The following is a 16,129-nucleotide window of genomic DNA, read 5'->3' on the forward strand; positions in this document are numbered from 1 at the left end:
TCGGCTTACAACGACAACCTCTACAGCAGGATGCGCAGCATACGACGAAGTGGCTCTGCCGCCCCCCACAACAGCTGGTCACCGACGGTAAACGCAGAAAGATATTGTGGACCCATATTCAGTTTACGCAGACGGCCAACTGGCGTGTTCATGGTGCCGGTGACGGCGGCCGGAGTCAGTTCACGCATCGACAGCTCACGGTCATTCGGGATGACGCGCACCCAGTCGTTGTGGGTCGCCAGCATCTGTTCGATTTCAGGAATCGACACGTCTTTTTTCAACTTCAGGGTAAACGCCTGGCTGTGGCAGCGCAGCGCACCGATGCGCACGCACAGGCCATCAACCGGGATCACGCTGGAAGTGCCCAAAATTTTGTTCGTTTCAGCCTGACCTTTCCACTCTTCTTTGGTCTGGCCGTTATCGAGTTGCTTGTCAATCCACGGGATAAGACCACCGGCCAGCGGAACGCCAAAGTTGTCGGTCGGCAGCGTGCCACTGCGGGTCATCGCGGTGACTTTACGTTCAATTTCAAGAATAGCCGAAGCCGGATCCTGCAACTCTTTTGCCACACTGTTGTGCAGCATACCCATTTGGGTCAGCAGCTCGCGCATATGACGCGCACCGCCGCCGGAGGCGGCCTGGTAGGTGGCCACTGAAGCCCACTCGATCAAGTCATTGGCAAACAAACCACCCAGCGACATCAGCATGAGACTAACGGTACAGTTACCGCCGGCAAAGGTTTTGATGCCTTTGTCGATACCCTGATGAATCACTGCGCTGTTGACCGGATCCAGAACAATGATCGCGTCATCATGCATTCTCAGAGAGGATGCTGCGTCGATCCAGTAACCTGTCCAACCGATTTGACGCAGCTTTGGGTAGATTTCATTGGTATAATCGCCGCCCTGACAGGTGATGATAATGTCCAGCGCACTCAGTGCGTCGAGGTCATAAGCGTCCTGCAATGTGCCATGCTGTCCGGTAAATGCCGGTGCCGCCTGACCGTGTTGCGAGGTGGAGAAAAATACCGGGCGGATGGCGTCAAAATCGCGTTCTTCAATCATGCGTTGCATGAGTACAGAACCGACCATTCCGCGCCAACCAACGAAACCTACGTTTTTCATAATTACTGTCCTGCCCTGAAGGTGATAGCTGCGTAAAGTGTGTTTGTGATTTTTAGCGTTGACGACCCTGTCAACGCGCTGGTCTACCACCTTACAAAATGGTGTAGAAGTGGCAAGTGAATTTAATCGATAGTACGGGCTTTTTTAGCAGCCCGGCTTATAACAGGCGCTTTTAAGCAAGCCGAACTCCGTCTTTGAGGTAGTCATGACTGAAATGATTTCAGCAACCATCTTGCTGTTTTTGATTATGGATCCACTCGGCAATCTGCCGATCTTTATGTCGGTGTTAAAACATTTGGATCCGAAACGACGCCGCGTAGTGCTGATCCGCGAGATGCTGATCGCGCTGCTCCTGATGCTAATTTTCCTGTTTGCGGGTGAGAAGATCCTCTCATTCCTCAATCTACGCACCGAAACGGTGTCGATTTCAGGCGGTATTATCCTGTTCCTGATCGCCATCAAAATGATTTTCCCGTCAGAGGAGAAAAGCAGCACGGGCCTTTCAGCCGGTGAAGAACCCTTCCTGGTCCCGATGGCGATCCCGCTGGTGGCTGGCCCGTCGATTCTGGCCACGCTGATGTTGTTATCACATCAATACCCCAACCAACTCAGCCATTTAACCCTCGCACTATTTATCGCCTGGGGTCTGTCGATGGGTATCCTGCTGCTGTCGAACCTATTCCTGCGCCTGCTCGGCGACAAAGGCGTCAGCGCGCTGGAACGTCTGATGGGCCTGATTCTGGTTATGCTCTCGACGCAGATGTTCCTGGACGGCATCCGGGCATATCTGAAGATTTAGTTGTCAGGGTTTGCACCAACAAAAACGGCGGCCCCAAAGGTCCGCCGTTTTTGTTGGCTTCGATTCAGACAACTTGCGTTACACCACCATCGACAACAGCAGACAGCCGCCGAGACCGCACAGGGAAATGATGGTTTCCAGGATTGACCAGGATTTGAAGGTTTCAACAATAGTCAGGTTGAAGTACTCCTTGAACAGCCAGAAACCCGGGTCATTAACGTGGGAGAAAATCACGCTACCAGACCCGACGGCGATCACCATCAGCTCAGGACTGGCACCGCTTGAGGCAATCAGCGGAGCGACAATCCCGCCCGCTGTAATAGCCGCAACCGTGGCAGAACCCAGCGCAATACGCAGAACCGCCGCAATGGACCACGCCAGCAGGATTGGCGACAGGTTGCTGCCGTTCATGATATTAGCGATGTAAGGTTCGATACCGCTGTCCACCAGCACCTGTTTGAAGGCACCGCCACCACCAATGATAAGCAGCATCATCGCGATGATTTTGATCGAGTCCGTCACGGTATCCATCACTTCTGTCATGGTACGGCCACGGTTCAGACCGAAGGTGAAGATAGCGATCAGCACAGCAATCAGCGTTGCCATGACCGGGTCACCGAAGAACTCAGCATAAGGCAGGACCACGTGGCCTTTTGGCAGGATCATCTCGCAAACTGCACGGAACGCCATCAGGATAACCGGTACCAGAGACGTTGCCACGCTGACGCCAAAACTTGGCATTTCTTCTTCGGTAAAAGTTTTCGGGTTGAACAGGCCTTCAGGAACCGGCTTATCAATGCCTTTCAGGAAGCTGGCAAAGACGGGACCGGCAAGGATAACCGTCGGCACAGCCAGCAGCGAACCATACAACAGGGTTTTACCCATATCCGCATGGAAAATCGTGGCAATCGCCGTTGGGCCAGGGTGCGGTGGCAAGAAACCGTGGGTTACCGATAACGCAGCCGCCATGGGCACGCCGACGTACAACAACGGCAGACGCGCCGCAGCAGCAATGGTGAAAACCAGGGGCAGCATCAGCACGAAGCCGACTTCATAGAACAGCGCAAAACCGACGATAAAACCCGTCAGAACAACGGCCCATTGAATGTGCTCTTTGCCGAACTTCTTGATAAGCGTAGTCGCGATACGTTGCGCACCACCGCAATCAGCCAGCATTTTACCCAGCATGGCACCGAAGCCCATGATCAACGCCAGACTGCCCAGCGTGCCGCCAACCCCGTTTTTAATCGAGGTGATCACTTTATCCACCGGCATGCCTTGCATGATACCGACCGCCAGCGCGACCAGGATCAGGGCAATGAACCCGTTCAGTTTGAATCGGATCATAAGCAACAGGAGCAGCGCGACACCTACGGCTACAATGACTAATGGCATATCTTTTCCCCTTTATGCTTTATCCCGTGTCGGTGTTCAAACACGGGTGCATTATTTTTGATTTTCAATAAGTTGTAGGAGTTAACCGTGCAACGAGTTCAGGCCGCGACCGCTAAATCAGCAGTGCACTCCTTTGTGATATTAGTCACATCTCCATTTGTTACCGGTATCATGATACCGGTAACATGCTAATATTAGGACTCACTTCGCAGTCAAAATTTTCATTTTGGGATAGAGATCAACTTATGGCAGGACAAAGCATCATTCTGATGGGTGTTTCAGGCAGCGGTAAGTCCACCGTCGGCGCGGCATTAGCCCGGGAGATTAACGCAAAATTTATTGATGGCGATGACCTCCATCCCCGTACGAATATCCAGAAAATGGCCAGCGGACAGCCGTTGAATGATGATGATCGCGCGCCATGGCTTAAACGTCTGAATGACGCCGCTTACAGCCTGTACCATAAAAATGAAAGCGGAGTGATCGTCTGTTCAGCGCTGAAACGCCGCTATCGCGATGCGCTGCGTGATGATAATCAGGGGGTGGTATTCATCTATCTGAAAGGCAGCATTGACGTAATTTCCGAGCGCATGAAAGCCCGCGTCGGCCACTTCATGCCGACTGAGCTGCTAAAGAGCCAGTTCGATGCGCTGGAAGAGCCCGGCGAAGATGAACCCGACGTACTGCGTGTGAATATCGATCACAAGTTTGAAGGTGTAGTGGATCGGTGTGTGGCTGCGTTGAATAAGCATAATCAGTAGTCTTTACAAGCCAACAACTGGGGCCGGATAATCATCGGCAGATGAGCACTATCGCTGAAGATGCCATCTTCAGCGCGGTGGTGAAAGAGGATCAATGACGACTATCCCAGTGCAATTATTTTACTGATTTCGCAGGCATCAGTTCGGCTAACTTTTGTATTTGTTTACCTTGTTCGTCCAAATTAGCCGGACTCATCCAAAGATGCATGGCTCTACGAATTAATGGCCACTCACTATCGGTAATTGAATACCAGCGAACATCACGATTACGCCCTTTAGACACCTGCATTTGTCTGAATGTGCCTTCGTATTGAAAACCCAGCCTCTCTGCAGAGCTAATCGCTGATTCATGCAAGCTGTCACATTTCCACGCACATCGTCTGTATTGCAAAGTATCGAAAATATATGACAGCAGAAGAAAGATTGCCTCCGTGCTACATAAGGTACGTTTCATTAACGGGGTCCAGTTAATCCAACCAATCTCTATGGTCCCGTTTTCGGGATCAATACGTTGCAATGCGACAGAACCAACAGCTTTACCCGTGGAATGGTTGATAACTGCATAGAAAAGTGGATCCACGCTGGTAGCCAGCGAAGCGATATAATGATCGGATTGCCTGATAGTAATAGGCCTTTTGATGTGAAAATAGGTCCAGTCACGTTCGTCATCGATACTATGCCATGCGTCAAATAAATCCCGACTATGTTTAATATCAATAGGTTCAAGAACACAATACTTGCCTTTGAGGGGGATTTTTTTGAATACACCCCGTGATTGCCAATCAGGTAATTCCTTTCCCAGAGCCTGCCCGTAAAGGTTTAATTCTGTCGTCATAAGTCACACCTAATCTATCGTGTTTAAAAACAGTTAGTTATAGAATTTACGAACGATATTAGTCCTTATGTGTACTCTCTAACATTTTTTATGTAGTCATTTATATTCAGCATGCCACTTGTGAAATATCAACCTTGATACTCTGGTGACGTTACCGTTATCACGTTTTTAATAAACAACCCATACTGCTATGAACATATTCAGAATATTTTTTATATTTCAACTCAAATATTGGCCATGCTGAAATTAAGGTGCGTTTAAAAAAACCGGTAACTGATGTTAATTAAGATAGGTAGAAATGTTTTCTGCTCGCGACAAACGCTGAGGAAAATACGTTAATATCTCAATATTGTTTTTATCGGCATTGGGATTTTTTTCTTGAGTTATTTCACCTTAGACGAAGGAATAATTTAACTTTGGCCAGCCCAGGTAGCTACAGCAACTCATGCTAATAAATTCGCAAACGTACATTTATCGTACGTTGGTCCATAACAGCGGTTTCTATCCTGCGGCACTCCCCCACAAGTATCGTTCAGACAGGCTCAGATACTTCCCCCCGCCGAAATGGTAAATCCGACATCCACCATTCTTGGTGTCACGGCTTCGCCACGCAGCCTTGCCAACAGCCGTTCGGCGGTGATTTGCCCCATCCTTTCGCGCGGCGTTAAGACACTGGCAAGCTGTGGCTCCATCGCCTGCCCCATGTTATGGCCGTGGAAACCCGCGATCGCCATCTGCGACGGAATATGTAACCCCTGCCGCTGACACTCAAAAAATGCGCCCGCCGCCAGGTCATCGTTGGTACTGAAAATGCTGTCGATCTGCGGCCAGTCCCTCTGTGCCTGTTTAAGTAACTCGGCACCCGCCGAATAGCTCGACGAACGGCTGGTCATCACGCTGTAAGGTTGAAGTCCGGATTCTCGCATCGCCTGTTCATAACCCTGCTGTTTAATCAGCGTTCGCTCATCCTGACGTGCGCCGAAATAGACCACGTGACGGTGACCACGGGCAATAATTTGCTGAGTCATCTGCCTTGCAGCCTCGAAGTTATTGAAGCCAACCGCCAGATCGACACACGGCGACACGCAGTCCATCATCTCGACCACCGGAATTCCCGCCACTTCAATCATCTTTAGGGTGCGCGCGGTATGGCTTCGCTCGGACAAAATAAGGCCGTCGATATTGTAGGACAGCAGCGACGTTAGCCGCTGTTCTTCGCGCTCAGGGCTGTAGCCGTAGTGCGCCAGCATGGTCTGATAGCCGTGAATATCGGTTACGCTTTCGATACCGCGCAAGACTTCGGCAAACACCTGGTTGGTCAGTGAGGGCAGCAGCACGCCGATGGCGCGGCTTTTGGCATTGGAAAGAATTTCAGGGGCACGGTTGGGGATATAGCCCAGTTCATCGAGTGCAGCGGAGATTTTCTCCTGCAACGCGGCAGAAACCTGTTCAGGATTGCGCAAATAGCGGCTGACCGTCATTTTAGTCACACCCACTTTATCCGCAACGTCCTGAAGCGCTGGCCTTTTTTTCTTCATTTTCAATGAACTGAGTTAAGTAAGCATGAGGCTAATTTTAGCAAAAATTCGCTCTGACGGATAACGCTACCTTGCCGTAATCAGAACGGCGTCACCAATGTTCCGCGTATCGGCTCCCCGCCAGGACTGACAGAGAGCGGCGCAGTCAGCAGGGCAATGGCGCGCTGCGCCAGTTTTTCCAGCGGATAGGCAATGGCCGGAACCGCAGACGCGCCCTGTGGCAACGAACTGTCGAGGCTGAATACCATCACGTCAGTCGGAACCTGACGGCCAAACTGCGGCAGTAGTCGCAGGGCCTCCTGAACCAGTGTGTCGTCCGGCACCAGCAGCGCGTTGAAGCTGACATTCTGATTGAGCAGCCGTTGCAGCGCGTTTTCCCCGCTGAACACCAACTGGCGGTTGTATGGCAGCAGATGGTGCTCAAGCGCCTGATGATAGCCCTGCAAAATCTGCTCAGCAGAGTCGCCATCGTACAGATTGATCAGCGCGATTTTACGCCGCCCTTGATTGATCAAATACTGGCTGGCGGTCTCGGCGGCGAAGCCGTGATCAAACTGAATACTGCGCCCGGTATGACTCTCAAGACAATCAATGGTTACCGCACTGTGCGGCAAAGGCGGTAGCGCAAAACGCGCGCCAATCACAATCACTGCATCACATAAACCATTGCCGATTTCATTGAGCGAATGCGCGACGCTCGCCGCGTCGCTGGCAAAGCGCAGCAACAGATGTTTCTGGTTGAGCCGTAACTGTTTTTCCAACGCGTGAAGATACACGGTGGTCTGGTTGATATTCTCGGACGCGCAGACAACGCCAATGCAGCCGGTAGACTGATTCGACAGCGACTGGGCAATGACGTTGGGCTTGTAGTTCAGCACTTCCACCGCCCGCATGACGGCCAGGCGGCTCTCCTCTTTTACGCCGCGGCTGCCGCTGAGCACCCGCGACACGGTCGCTTTCGACACCTGCGCCAGCCGCGATACGTCATTGATGTTTGCCATACAATCCCTTTAGATAACCGGTTAATTGAAGCCTTGTTCTGAGGCCACATCCGCAAACCACTCACCGCTCTTTTTCACCGTGCGCTTTTGCGTCGCCAGATCCAGCTGCACAAAGCCGTAACGGTTTTTGTAAGCGTTCATCCACGACCAGCAATCGATAAACGTCCACATATGATACCCGAGACAGCCGCTGCCTTCCTGCAATGCGCGGTGTAACCATTTGAGATGTTCACGCACGAAGTCGATGCGGTAATCATCATCAATCCGGCCTTGCTGTTCGAAACGCAGTTCGTTTTCCACGCCCATGCCATTTTCGGAAATAAAACAACGCGGATTGCCGTAGTTTTCGCGCAAATTAGTCAGGATGTCGTAGACACCTTTTTCATAGATTTCCCAACCACGGTGCGGGTTCATCTTGCGGCCCGGCATCTCGTAGTGGGTGAAAAACCACTCTGGCATAAACGGACTGTCAGGATTGACCATGCTGTCGCGGCACTGAATGCGGCGTGGCTGGTAATAGTTGATGCCGAGTAAATCCACCACGCCCTGCCGCAATAATTCGGCATCACCCGGTTGGCAGTCCGGAAGTTGGCCATATTCCCGTAACAGTTCCACCAGCTCCGGCGGATATTCGCCACGCAAGGCTGGGTCAAGGAAACTGCGGTTAAACATCAGGTCAGCAATGTTGGCAGCTTTGAGATCAGCCGGATTTTGCGAGCGTGGATAAGAGGGCGTAAGGTTGAGAATAATGCCAATTTCACCGCCCAACTGCCGCACACGGTAGGCTTTCACCGCCAGCGAATGCGCCAGCATAGTGTGATAAGCAACCGTCGCGGCGCGGCTGAAATCCACCACGTTCGGGTAGTGGAAGTCATACAGATAACCGCCTTCCACCGGCACCACCGGTTCGTTGAAGGTGAACCAGTGCTTGACGCGGTCGCCGAACAATTTAAAGCAGACATCGGCGTATTTTTCATAGGCATGAACCACATCGCGATTTTCCCAACCACCGATCTCCTGCATCGCCATCGGCATATCAAAGTGGAACAGGTTGATGAACGGCTGCACGCCCTGCGCCAGCATTTCATCAATCACCTGATTGTAGAAAGTTACCGCGTCCTGATTCACTTCACCACGCCCGTGGGGAATTAAACGTGACCATGAAATCGAGGTGCGGAAAGTATTGTGGTTTAGCTGCTTCAGCAGCGCGATATCCTCGCGCCAGTTCTTGTAAAACGTCGAGGTCTCTTGCGGCCCTACCTCAGCGTGAAAACGGTTCGGCTGCTGTTCGAACCAGTGATCCCACACTGTGGGGCTTTTGCCAAAACTAAGGCTTTCACCCTCAGTTTGCGGCGCAGAACTGGCACTGCCCCACCAGAATTCTTTAGGAAATGAATATTTCATTGTCATTCTCGCTGTCCGCTAGCTGCTGGCTGGCGCGGTATTATCCGCCGTTAATGGGGTGGCTTTTTCTGCTTCCTGTTGCAGCAACGTGCGCTCGTAAGCTTTCAGGAATGGGTAGTACATGACCGCCGATAACACCATGCAGAACAAGCACATGATCACCGGGCTAAACGCCCAGTTGGCGGCCCATGACGCTCCGATGGGCGCTGGCGTGGTCCACGGCGTCAGCGACACGACCTGCGCAACCCAACCCAGTTTGGTGGCGGTATACGCAAAGACGGCGTTTAACATCGGCACAAAAATAAACGGCAGAAAAAATACCGGGTTCATGATAATCGGCGCACCGAACAGAATCGGTTCGTTGATGTTGAAGAAGCTTGGCACCCCCCCCATTCTACCGATGGTTCGCAGGTGAATCGCTTTGCTGCGCAGCAGTAAAAAGGCCAGCGGCAACGTCGAGCCGACGCCGCCAATCAACAGGTAGTGATCCCAGAAGCCTTGCAGATAGATATGTGGCAGCGGCGCGCCGGTGGATAACGCAACCTGGTTCAGCGCCAGATTAGTCATCCAGAATGGATTCATGATGCCGGTAACAATCAGCGCACCATGAATACCGGCGAACCACAGCACCTGGCAGATAAACACCGAGATCAGAATCGCAGGCAGAGAGTCGGACGCAGACACCAACGGAGCGAGCAGTTGCATGATGGCTTCAGGGATGATCATGCCGGTGCTAGCCTGAATAAACAGATTCAGCGGATGCAGCGTGGCAACGATCACGATCACCGGGATCAGAATTTCAAACGATCGCGCCACACCGGTCGGCACCTCTTTCGGCAGGCGGATGGTGATGTTATGACGCTTGAGGAAGGCGTACATCTCGGTGGTATAAATCGAGGTGAGAATAGCGGTGAAAATCCCCTCCCCGGAGAAGAACTGCGTCGAAATGTGCTTATCATGATAAGGCGCGGCCACCAGCAGAAAACCCATAAAAGCCAGTAAACCGGCCATGATTGGGTCAAGCTTGTAGTGTTTGCCGAGGCTGGCACCGATGCCCACCGAGATAAAAAATGTCATAACGCCCATGCTGAGATACCACGGCAGCATCAGTTCCTCGCGGTATTTCAGGGAGAGATTCAGCCAGCCACGGGCAAAACCGTTCGTGGTATCTGGCGAGAAAGGGGGAAAGATAAACACCAGCATAAAAGAGCCGATGATCATAAACGGCAGCGCGGCAATAAAACCGTCGCGGATAGCAATCACATGCCGCTGCTGGCCGACGGCGCCGGCCAGGGGCGTGATGTGTTTTTCGATGACGTTAACCATCGACTGATAAGCGCTCATACGCGGCTTCCTTCCTGTTCAATCAGCGCCAGGGCGTGATCCAGTACTTTCTCACCGCGCTGCATGCCGTAATCCATCATGTCAATGGTGACGACCGGAATATTGAATTCAGCCGCTTTGGCTGATAAATCCGCTTGCATGTAGCGGATCTGCGGGCCGAGCAACACAACCTGATAGTCGCGAAATTTCTCTTCGAACTCGCTGGCCCCGAAAGCAGCAATCTCTACTTCGTCGCCGCGCGCCTGCGCCACGTCGTTCATCTTGCGGACCAGCATACTGGTCGACATTCCCGCCGCACAACAAAGCATGATTTTTTTCATAGTGCTTCACTCCAGTGATGGTTAAGGGGCTGCCCAGTTAATGAGATGCCACCACCATTGGAGTCATTTTGGAAACCGGTTTCCACCCTTTAAAATAGAGAATGGGATCACGTTCAAAAATTGAACACTGGCGTGAACAAGGCTGTGAATACCATCACGGAACGGGGTGAAATTTCGGCAAATTGCACGGGGAAAGACTATGCGGCAGGAAGTCGAGCAAAAAAATGGGCAACCTGCGTTGCCCATCGTTATACAGCAGCATGTTAAAGCGATCAGACCGGCGGCAGATTAAACAGCAAGATTTCACTGTCTTCATCGGCATGCACCGACAAGGTTGCTTCATCCCAAATGGCCAGAGCATCACTTAGGCCCGCTTTCTGACCGTTGATGGATACCGTGCCTTTTACCACCTGGACCCACACGCGGCGCTCAGGCTGAATCTGATAAACAGACTGCTCATCTTTCTTCATGGCCCAGCGTGACAGCTCCATATCCTGGAACACTTTCAGCGAGCCATCGCGAGCATCAGGTGACAACACCAGTTGACGGCCCTGCGGCTCGTCGAACAGGCGTTGCTCGTAACGCGGCTCGATGCCTTTAGTTTCAGGAATGATCCAGATCTGATACAGATGCAATTTCTTGTCTTTATTGCCGTTGTACTCGGAGTGTGTAACGCCGGTACCGGCGCTCATAATCTGGAATTCACCCGCATGAATCTGCTCTTTGTTACCCATGCTGTCCTGGTGTTCCACGGTGCCTTCCAGCACATAGGTCAGAATTTCCATGTCTTTGTGCGGATGCTTACCAAAACCCTGCCCCGCGTCGATGAAATCTTCATTGATAACCCGCAGTGCGGAGAAACCCATAAAGTTTGCATCATGGTAATCGGCGAAAGAAAAAGTGTGCCAGCTGTCGAGCCAGCCATGGTTGGCGTGACCGCGTTCTTGTGCTTTGCGTAAGTAGATCATGTTCAACTCTCCTCAATGTTTTCTCTAGTCTAGTCAACGGCTGAGAATAAGAAAGCGTAAAAATCTCACTCCTCTATTCAAAAAAAATGAACAATCGCAGCTAGCTAAATTCAAAGGATTTGTTGGAGATTTTGAGGAGAGAGAAACAGATTTGCACTAAATAATTCGAGGCACAGGAAGGCGGCAAGTAAGTGATTCGGGTGAACGCGCGTAGCCAACGCATTTGTGGTTCGAAGTATGACGGGCAAAAAAAAGCCAGCTCTAGGCTGGCTAAGTAAAACTGGAAGCAATGTGAGCAATGTCGTGCATTCATGGGGACCCGTTTGACCATGGTGTGTGGCCATCCCCGGAACACATGGCAATAATAATCATTATCATTCGCACTTGTAAAGAATTATTTTGCGCCAACAGATCATTTGACTCTGACGAAAAGACAGATAAATTAAGAGGTTATTCCAATAATAACCACAATAACAAGAGAGGGAGTCATTATGAGCGAGATTATCATCCGTCACTCTGAAATCGGAGATGCCGCACAGCTACATCAACTTTACGTTCAGACTCCGCTCTACACCGACACCCTACACCTGCCCTTCTCGCCCTCAACCACCTGGGAAAAACGTCTGAGTGAAACGGTGCCAGGAACCTTTAGCCTGGTAGCCTGCGACGGGGAACACATCGCCGGGCAAATCACGTTGCAGGTCGATGCCTCGCTGCGCCGCCGCCACGTCGCCACTTTCGGCATGGGCGTAGATTGTCACTATCAAGGCCGCGGCGTTGGCAGCCAGTTACTCAACGCCATCACCGACCTCTGCGACAACTGGCTGAACATCCGCCGCATCGAACTCACCGTTTTCACCGATAATACCGCCGCGCTGGCGCTGTACCGGAAATTCGGTTTTGAAATCGAAGGCACCAGCCCATGCTTCGCGGTACGCGATGGCAAGTTTGTGGATGTTCACTCCATGGGGAGAATAAAGGCGGAAATGACTTAACGCCATGTCAGTTATGCCGTGCCTGGCAGGACGCGGCAACCACATCAATGTTTATACCTCGTTCACTGAATGCTGAATTCTGGTAAGGCCGATATCGCCGCCGCATGGGTCCAGTATTAGCACTCTCCCGCGACCACCTTATTACGTCCCGATGTTTTTGCGCGGTACAGAGCGTCATCCATGCGTTTGAACAGGCTGGCGGAGTCCTCATTAACCTGATGTTGTGCGACACCGATACTCACCGTCAATTGTGGCTGATTAGGCAGAGAAAGTTGCTGAACGCTAGCACGCAGTGATTCCGCCACGTGCAATGCCCCTTGCAGGTTGGTCAGCGGTAGCAAGATAACGAACTCCTCCCCCCCCCAGCGAAACACCGTATCGCTGTCGCGAATACCGGCCTCAAGCGCTCTTGCGAGCGAGATCAGCGCTTCGTCACCCTTGTGGTGGCCATGCTGATCGTTAATCGCTTTGAAGTGATCGGCATCTACCAGCATCAGGCTGAAATCTTGCGCAAAATATTGGTTCTTAGCATACGTCCGCTCAACCAGTTGCAAAAACTGACGACGGTTGCCGAGTCCCGTCAGCGCATCTCGCAGGGCAGCATGTTCCAACTCCTGCTCCAGACGCTTCTGTTCGGTAATGTCATGAATGATGCACAGCATCAACCGAACACCGTCCAGTACCACCGGACCAGCATAAGTCTGTACGTGACGGAGATTACCGTCAGCCAGTTTATGAATAAAATTAAGGGGTTTGTGTCCGCCGGGAAGCCGGGCAATCTCATACATGATTGGCAGGACATCACGGCCCATAACATTGATTTCCCAGGTATGTTTAAGGCACATCTCTTCGCGCGAGTAGCCATAAAAATGCGAAGCGGCCAGATTGGCATATACGATCCGCCCTTCTGCCGCCGGGTCGATAAGCAGTATTGGTGCGGTATTGGTATGAAACAGACGCTCATAAAAACCACGCTCATCGTGGCAATTCGGCATGGCAGACCCCGTGTTCTGGCACGGACTGGCTACCGGAAGCGCTATGCCGAAGGCATTAATCCCTTCGAAAATAATCGTCGTTTCCTGCTTGTCGAAATGCATCAGCGAGAGATGGCAGCTCAGCGGGAAGACGTTGCCTTCCCGTTCAACGGTCCAAATTTCGACGATTTGCTCATCTTTAAGTAGGGCAGGTAAATAGGACTCCAATGATAGTTGGGCATGCGCTGAAAACTTCCCATTCCGCAGTTGCGCTAACTGACCGTGGACCGCCAGTTTTTCTGCAGCCGTATTGGCAAAAATGATTTGCTGGTTCTTTGGCGAAACAACCCAAACCGGAGTGCTCAAAATATTCAACGCGTCGAGGTGAAGTTGCAGCATAGGCGCTCCAGAACATTGTTTAGCATAAAAACACCATACAGCGATTTCACGCTAATTAACCAATTTTCTGCGCCAAACAGGCCTGAAAGGCTTACCAGGCCAACTCAGGTGTATCAACGTGGTAAAAACCAGACTCAATTTCGCAAAACTCTATTTTTTGAGGCTTATTAGGAATTCACGTTATGAATAAATTTGATACTTAATCAGTTCCTTAACTCAATGAAGAGTTAAATTTTTTATCACAGCCATCAATTTAATAAAATTTAATCAAGTAAAAAGAAAAGTGCCTTTAATTATAAATTACTAAGCATTTTATCGAACAAATCGAGTTTAGCTGAACCGCCCGCGCGTCAGTAATAAAATCAAGCATTAGCCTATTCATCTATAAGTGAATACAAGGTGTGGGAAATTGCATCCTGATTATTTCCACGTTCTGTCATTTCCCTGTAATTTCTCTGTCATGTGCGCTGCTTATGTTCTGAGTAACTTAACCGGAGGACATCCTATGTTCAGCATGGATACCGTACTTCAGGATTTAGACCCACAGCGTATTACCCCTCCCTGGCAGCGCAACCTGTTAAAAACCCTATTTCATGAAAAAGAATTTCATCAGTTGGCGGACCAAAACCGCCATCTCAAAGGCATGGACATGGTAGAGCAGGTGCTGGAATATTTCGATATTCGCTGCGAACTGGCCGAGCGCGACCTCGAACAAATCCCCAGTTATGGCCCGGTAGTCGTAATAGCCAACCACCCTATTGGTACACTGGACGGGCTGGCGCTGCTGCACGCCATCGCATCGGTACGCCCCGATGTCAAAGTAGTCGCGAACCGCCTGTTATCGCGGGTGGAGTCGCTCAACAGCCTGATGATTCCGGTGGACAACATGGGCAGCCGCACCCAGCGATCGCAGGTGTCGGCAATGCAGGAACATCTGGAAAACCAGGGCGTGCTGATTGTCTTTCCGGCTGGCGAAGTGTCACGCCTGACGTCAAAAGGCGTGCGCGATGGTCGCTGGCATACCGGATTTATCCGCATGGCAGCCAAAGTCCGTGCGCCGATTGTGCCGGTACATATCAGCGGTGCCAACAGCGCACTGTTTTATCTAAGCTCGCTGATTTACCGCCCACTCTCCTCACTATTACTGGTACGCGAGATGTTTCGCCAACGCGGCAACTGCCTGAAATTACAGATTGGCGCGCGAGTTCCTTACGCCAGTTGGCATGATGGTCATACCCACGCCAACGATCTGGCCGAACGTTTTCGTCGCCACGTGTACCGTCTTGGGCAGGGCAAAGAGGGATTATTTCAGTCGGAGTCGGCCATTGCCCGCGCCGAAGATCGCGCGGTGCTGAAACGTGCGCTGGAAAGCAGCGAGAAACTGGGCCAGACGCCGGACGGCAAACTGATCTATTTGTACCGGCGCAATGGTGAGGATTATGTACCCGTGCTGCGCGAGCTTGGCCGCCTGCGCGAAATCGCCTTCCGCGCCGTGGGGGAAGGCAGCGGACGCCGCCGCGATCTAGATAGCTACGACGATGAGTATTATCATCTGGTGTTATGGGACCCGCAGGGTTTAGAGATCGTCGGTGCATACCGTTTTATTCCTACCGCAGGGCTCGTTAATCAGAAAGGTTTAGAGAGTATTTACAGCCAGAGTTTGTTCAATTACGGAAATCAGATGGACCCTATTCTGGCACAGGGTATTGAGCTGGGGCGCAGCTTTATTCAACCCGCTTATTGGGGCAAACGCGGGCTCGATTATCTGTGGTTAGGCATCGGCGCGTATCTGGCGAAATATCCACAAACCCGCTATTTATTCGGGCCGGTGTCAATCTCAGGTGGCTTACCCCTGGTCGCCCGTGACCTGCTGATCGCATTTTACCGGATCTATTTCGCCCCCACGCTGCCGCTTGCGACATCCCGAACCCCTTATCCGGCATCACTGCCGGACGTGCTGGCACAGTTTTCCGGTGATGATTACCTGCAGGATTTGCAGCGCCTGAAGCGACTATTAAGCAATTTAGGATGCAGCATTCCGCCACTTTATAAACAATATTCAGAACTTTGCGAAACCGGCGGCGTACAGTTTATTGATTTCGGCTCCGATCCGGCGTTCAATCATTGCATCGACGGGCTGGTACTGGTTGATCTTCACCAGTTAAAAGCGGCAAAGTTTGAGCGCTATATTGGCGTGCACCAGTGATGACTTTCCGCGCTTCTCCGCGCGTTCTGATAACCTGAACGTCGCTATCTATCCGAAAAGGCTCAG

The 16,129-nt window shown here is 51.5% G+C and carries 14 protein-coding genes; 4 read left to right on the forward strand and 10 right to left on the reverse strand.

The features are described 5' to 3' along the window. Positions 1 to 20 precede the first annotated feature (20 nt). The gene (gene asd / locus ACMV8I_RS16100) at positions 21 to 1,124 is read right to left on the reverse strand and encodes an aspartate-semialdehyde dehydrogenase (RefSeq protein WP_498866219.1); all 1,104 of its coding nucleotides are present in this window, start codon (positions 1,122 to 1,124) and stop codon (positions 21 to 23) included. 205 nt (positions 1,125 to 1,329) lie between these two features. Here asd and ACMV8I_RS16105 point away from each other — a divergent pair, with 205 nt between their 5' ends. Further along, a complete protein-coding gene (locus ACMV8I_RS16105; protein WP_497233374.1) occupies positions 1,330 to 1,923 on the forward strand; it encodes a YhgN family NAAT transporter in 594 nt (197 codons plus the stop codon). Between the two features lie 78 nt (positions 1,924 to 2,001). On the opposite strand, the gene gntT is transcribed toward ACMV8I_RS16105, so the two are convergent. After that, positions 2,002 to 3,318, reverse strand: a complete 1,317-nt coding sequence (gene gntT, locus ACMV8I_RS16110; RefSeq protein WP_498866220.1) for a gluconate transporter — start codon at positions 3,316 to 3,318, stop codon at positions 2,002 to 2,004. Between the two features lie 245 nt (positions 3,319 to 3,563). On the opposite strand from gntT, the gene ACMV8I_RS16115 reads away from it, so the two are divergent. Beyond that, positions 3,564 to 4,079 (forward strand): gluconokinase, encoded by a 516-nt coding sequence (locus ACMV8I_RS16115; protein ID WP_498866221.1) that lies wholly within the window; start codon positions 3,564 to 3,566, stop codon positions 4,077 to 4,079. Between the two features lie 115 nt (positions 4,080 to 4,194). Here ACMV8I_RS16115 and ACMV8I_RS16120 read toward each other — a convergent pair whose 3' ends face one another. The 7 genes from ACMV8I_RS16120 to ACMV8I_RS16150 form a co-directional block, all read right to left on the reverse strand. Next, positions 4,195 to 4,914, reverse strand: a complete 720-nt coding sequence (locus ACMV8I_RS16120) for a GNAT family N-acetyltransferase (protein WP_498866222.1) — start codon at positions 4,912 to 4,914, stop codon at positions 4,195 to 4,197. Positions 4,915 to 5,456: 542 nt separating this feature from the next. Further along, positions 5,457 to 6,452 carry a gluconate operon transcriptional repressor GntR gene (gntR, locus tag ACMV8I_RS16125; RefSeq protein WP_498866223.1) on the reverse strand — a complete coding sequence of 332 codons (996 nt, stop codon included), beginning with the start codon at positions 6,450 to 6,452 and terminating at the stop codon, positions 5,457 to 5,459. 80 nt (positions 6,453 to 6,532) lie between these two features. After that, on the reverse strand, positions 6,533 to 7,453 hold the full coding sequence (locus tag ACMV8I_RS16130; protein ID WP_498866224.1) for a LacI family DNA-binding transcriptional regulator: 921 nt from the start codon (positions 7,451 to 7,453) through the stop codon (positions 6,533 to 6,535). A 21-nt stretch (positions 7,454 to 7,474) separates the two neighbouring features. Next, on the reverse strand, positions 7,475 to 8,857 hold the full coding sequence (locus ACMV8I_RS16135; protein ID WP_498866225.1) for a glycoside hydrolase family 1 protein: 1,383 nt from the start codon (positions 8,855 to 8,857) through the stop codon (positions 7,475 to 7,477). A gap of 18 nt (positions 8,858 to 8,875) precedes the next feature. Then, the gene (locus ACMV8I_RS16140; protein WP_498866226.1) at positions 8,876 to 10,201 is read right to left on the reverse strand and encodes a PTS sugar transporter subunit IIC; all 1,326 of its coding nucleotides are present in this window, start codon (positions 10,199 to 10,201) and stop codon (positions 8,876 to 8,878) included. Beyond that, positions 10,198 to 10,521, reverse strand: a complete 324-nt coding sequence (locus tag ACMV8I_RS16145; RefSeq protein WP_498866227.1) for a PTS sugar transporter subunit IIB — start codon at positions 10,519 to 10,521, stop codon at positions 10,198 to 10,200. The genes ACMV8I_RS16140 and ACMV8I_RS16145 overlap by 4 nt, the downstream gene beginning before the upstream one ends. 272 nt (positions 10,522 to 10,793) lie before the next feature. After that, positions 10,794 to 11,489, reverse strand: a complete 696-nt coding sequence (locus ACMV8I_RS16150) for a pirin family protein (protein WP_498866228.1) — start codon at positions 11,487 to 11,489, stop codon at positions 10,794 to 10,796. A 491-nt stretch (positions 11,490 to 11,980) separates the two neighbouring features. Between ACMV8I_RS16150 and ACMV8I_RS16155 the strand changes: the two genes are divergently transcribed. Further along, positions 11,981 to 12,484 (forward strand): GNAT family N-acetyltransferase, encoded by a 504-nt coding sequence (locus ACMV8I_RS16155; RefSeq protein ID WP_498866229.1) that lies wholly within the window; start codon positions 11,981 to 11,983, stop codon positions 12,482 to 12,484. A gap of 116 nt (positions 12,485 to 12,600) precedes the next feature. Here ACMV8I_RS16155 and ACMV8I_RS16160 read toward each other — a convergent pair whose 3' ends face one another. Next, positions 12,601 to 13,857, reverse strand: a complete 1,257-nt coding sequence (locus tag ACMV8I_RS16160; protein WP_498866230.1) for a GGDEF domain-containing protein — start codon at positions 13,855 to 13,857, stop codon at positions 12,601 to 12,603. 505 nt (positions 13,858 to 14,362) lie between these two features. Between ACMV8I_RS16160 and olsF the strand changes: the two genes are divergently transcribed. After that, positions 14,363 to 16,063, forward strand: coding sequence for a bifunctional ornithine lipid synthase OlsF (gene olsF / locus ACMV8I_RS16165; protein ID WP_498866231.1), 1,701 nt, complete (start codon positions 14,363 to 14,365; stop codon positions 16,061 to 16,063). Positions 16,064 to 16,129 lie beyond the last annotated feature (66 nt).

The organism is Ewingella sp. S1.OA.A_B6 (assembly GCF_049889095.1).
Lineage (GTDB): Bacteria > Pseudomonadota > Gammaproteobacteria > Enterobacterales > Enterobacteriaceae > Ewingella.

Coding starts and splice junctions, on each gene's coding strand:
- asd (WP_498866219.1), bottom strand. CDS start 1,124: ATGAAAAACGTAGGTTTCGTTGGTTGGCGCGGAATGGTCGGTTCTGTA.
- ACMV8I_RS16105 (WP_497233374.1), top strand. CDS start 1,330: ATGACTGAAATGATTTCAGCAACCATCTTGCTGTTTTTGATTATGGAT.
- gntT (WP_498866220.1), bottom strand. CDS start 3,318: ATGCCATTAGTCATTGTAGCCGTAGGTGTCGCGCTGCTCCTGTTGCTT.
- ACMV8I_RS16115 (WP_498866221.1), top strand. CDS start 3,564: ATGGCAGGACAAAGCATCATTCTGATGGGTGTTTCAGGCAGCGGTAAG.
- ACMV8I_RS16120 (WP_498866222.1), bottom strand. CDS start 4,914: ATGACGACAGAATTAAACCTTTACGGGCAGGCTCTGGGAAAGGAATTA.
- gntR (WP_498866223.1), bottom strand. CDS start 6,452: ATGAAGAAAAAAAGGCCAGCGCTTCAGGACGTTGCGGATAAAGTGGGT.
- ACMV8I_RS16130 (WP_498866224.1), bottom strand. CDS start 7,453: ATGGCAAACATCAATGACGTATCGCGGCTGGCGCAGGTGTCGAAAGCG.
- ACMV8I_RS16135 (WP_498866225.1), bottom strand. CDS start 8,857: ATGAAATATTCATTTCCTAAAGAATTCTGGTGGGGCAGTGCCAGTTCT.
- ACMV8I_RS16140 (WP_498866226.1), bottom strand. CDS start 10,201: ATGAGCGCTTATCAGTCGATGGTTAACGTCATCGAAAAACACATCACG.
- ACMV8I_RS16145 (WP_498866227.1), bottom strand. CDS start 10,521: ATGAAAAAAATCATGCTTTGTTGTGCGGCGGGAATGTCGACCAGTATG.
- ACMV8I_RS16150 (WP_498866228.1), bottom strand. CDS start 11,489: ATGATCTACTTACGCAAAGCACAAGAACGCGGTCACGCCAACCATGGC.
- ACMV8I_RS16155 (WP_498866229.1), top strand. CDS start 11,981: ATGAGCGAGATTATCATCCGTCACTCTGAAATCGGAGATGCCGCACAG.
- ACMV8I_RS16160 (WP_498866230.1), bottom strand. CDS start 13,857: ATGCTGCAACTTCACCTCGACGCGTTGAATATTTTGAGCACTCCGGTT.
- olsF (WP_498866231.1), top strand. CDS start 14,363: ATGTTCAGCATGGATACCGTACTTCAGGATTTAGACCCACAGCGTATT.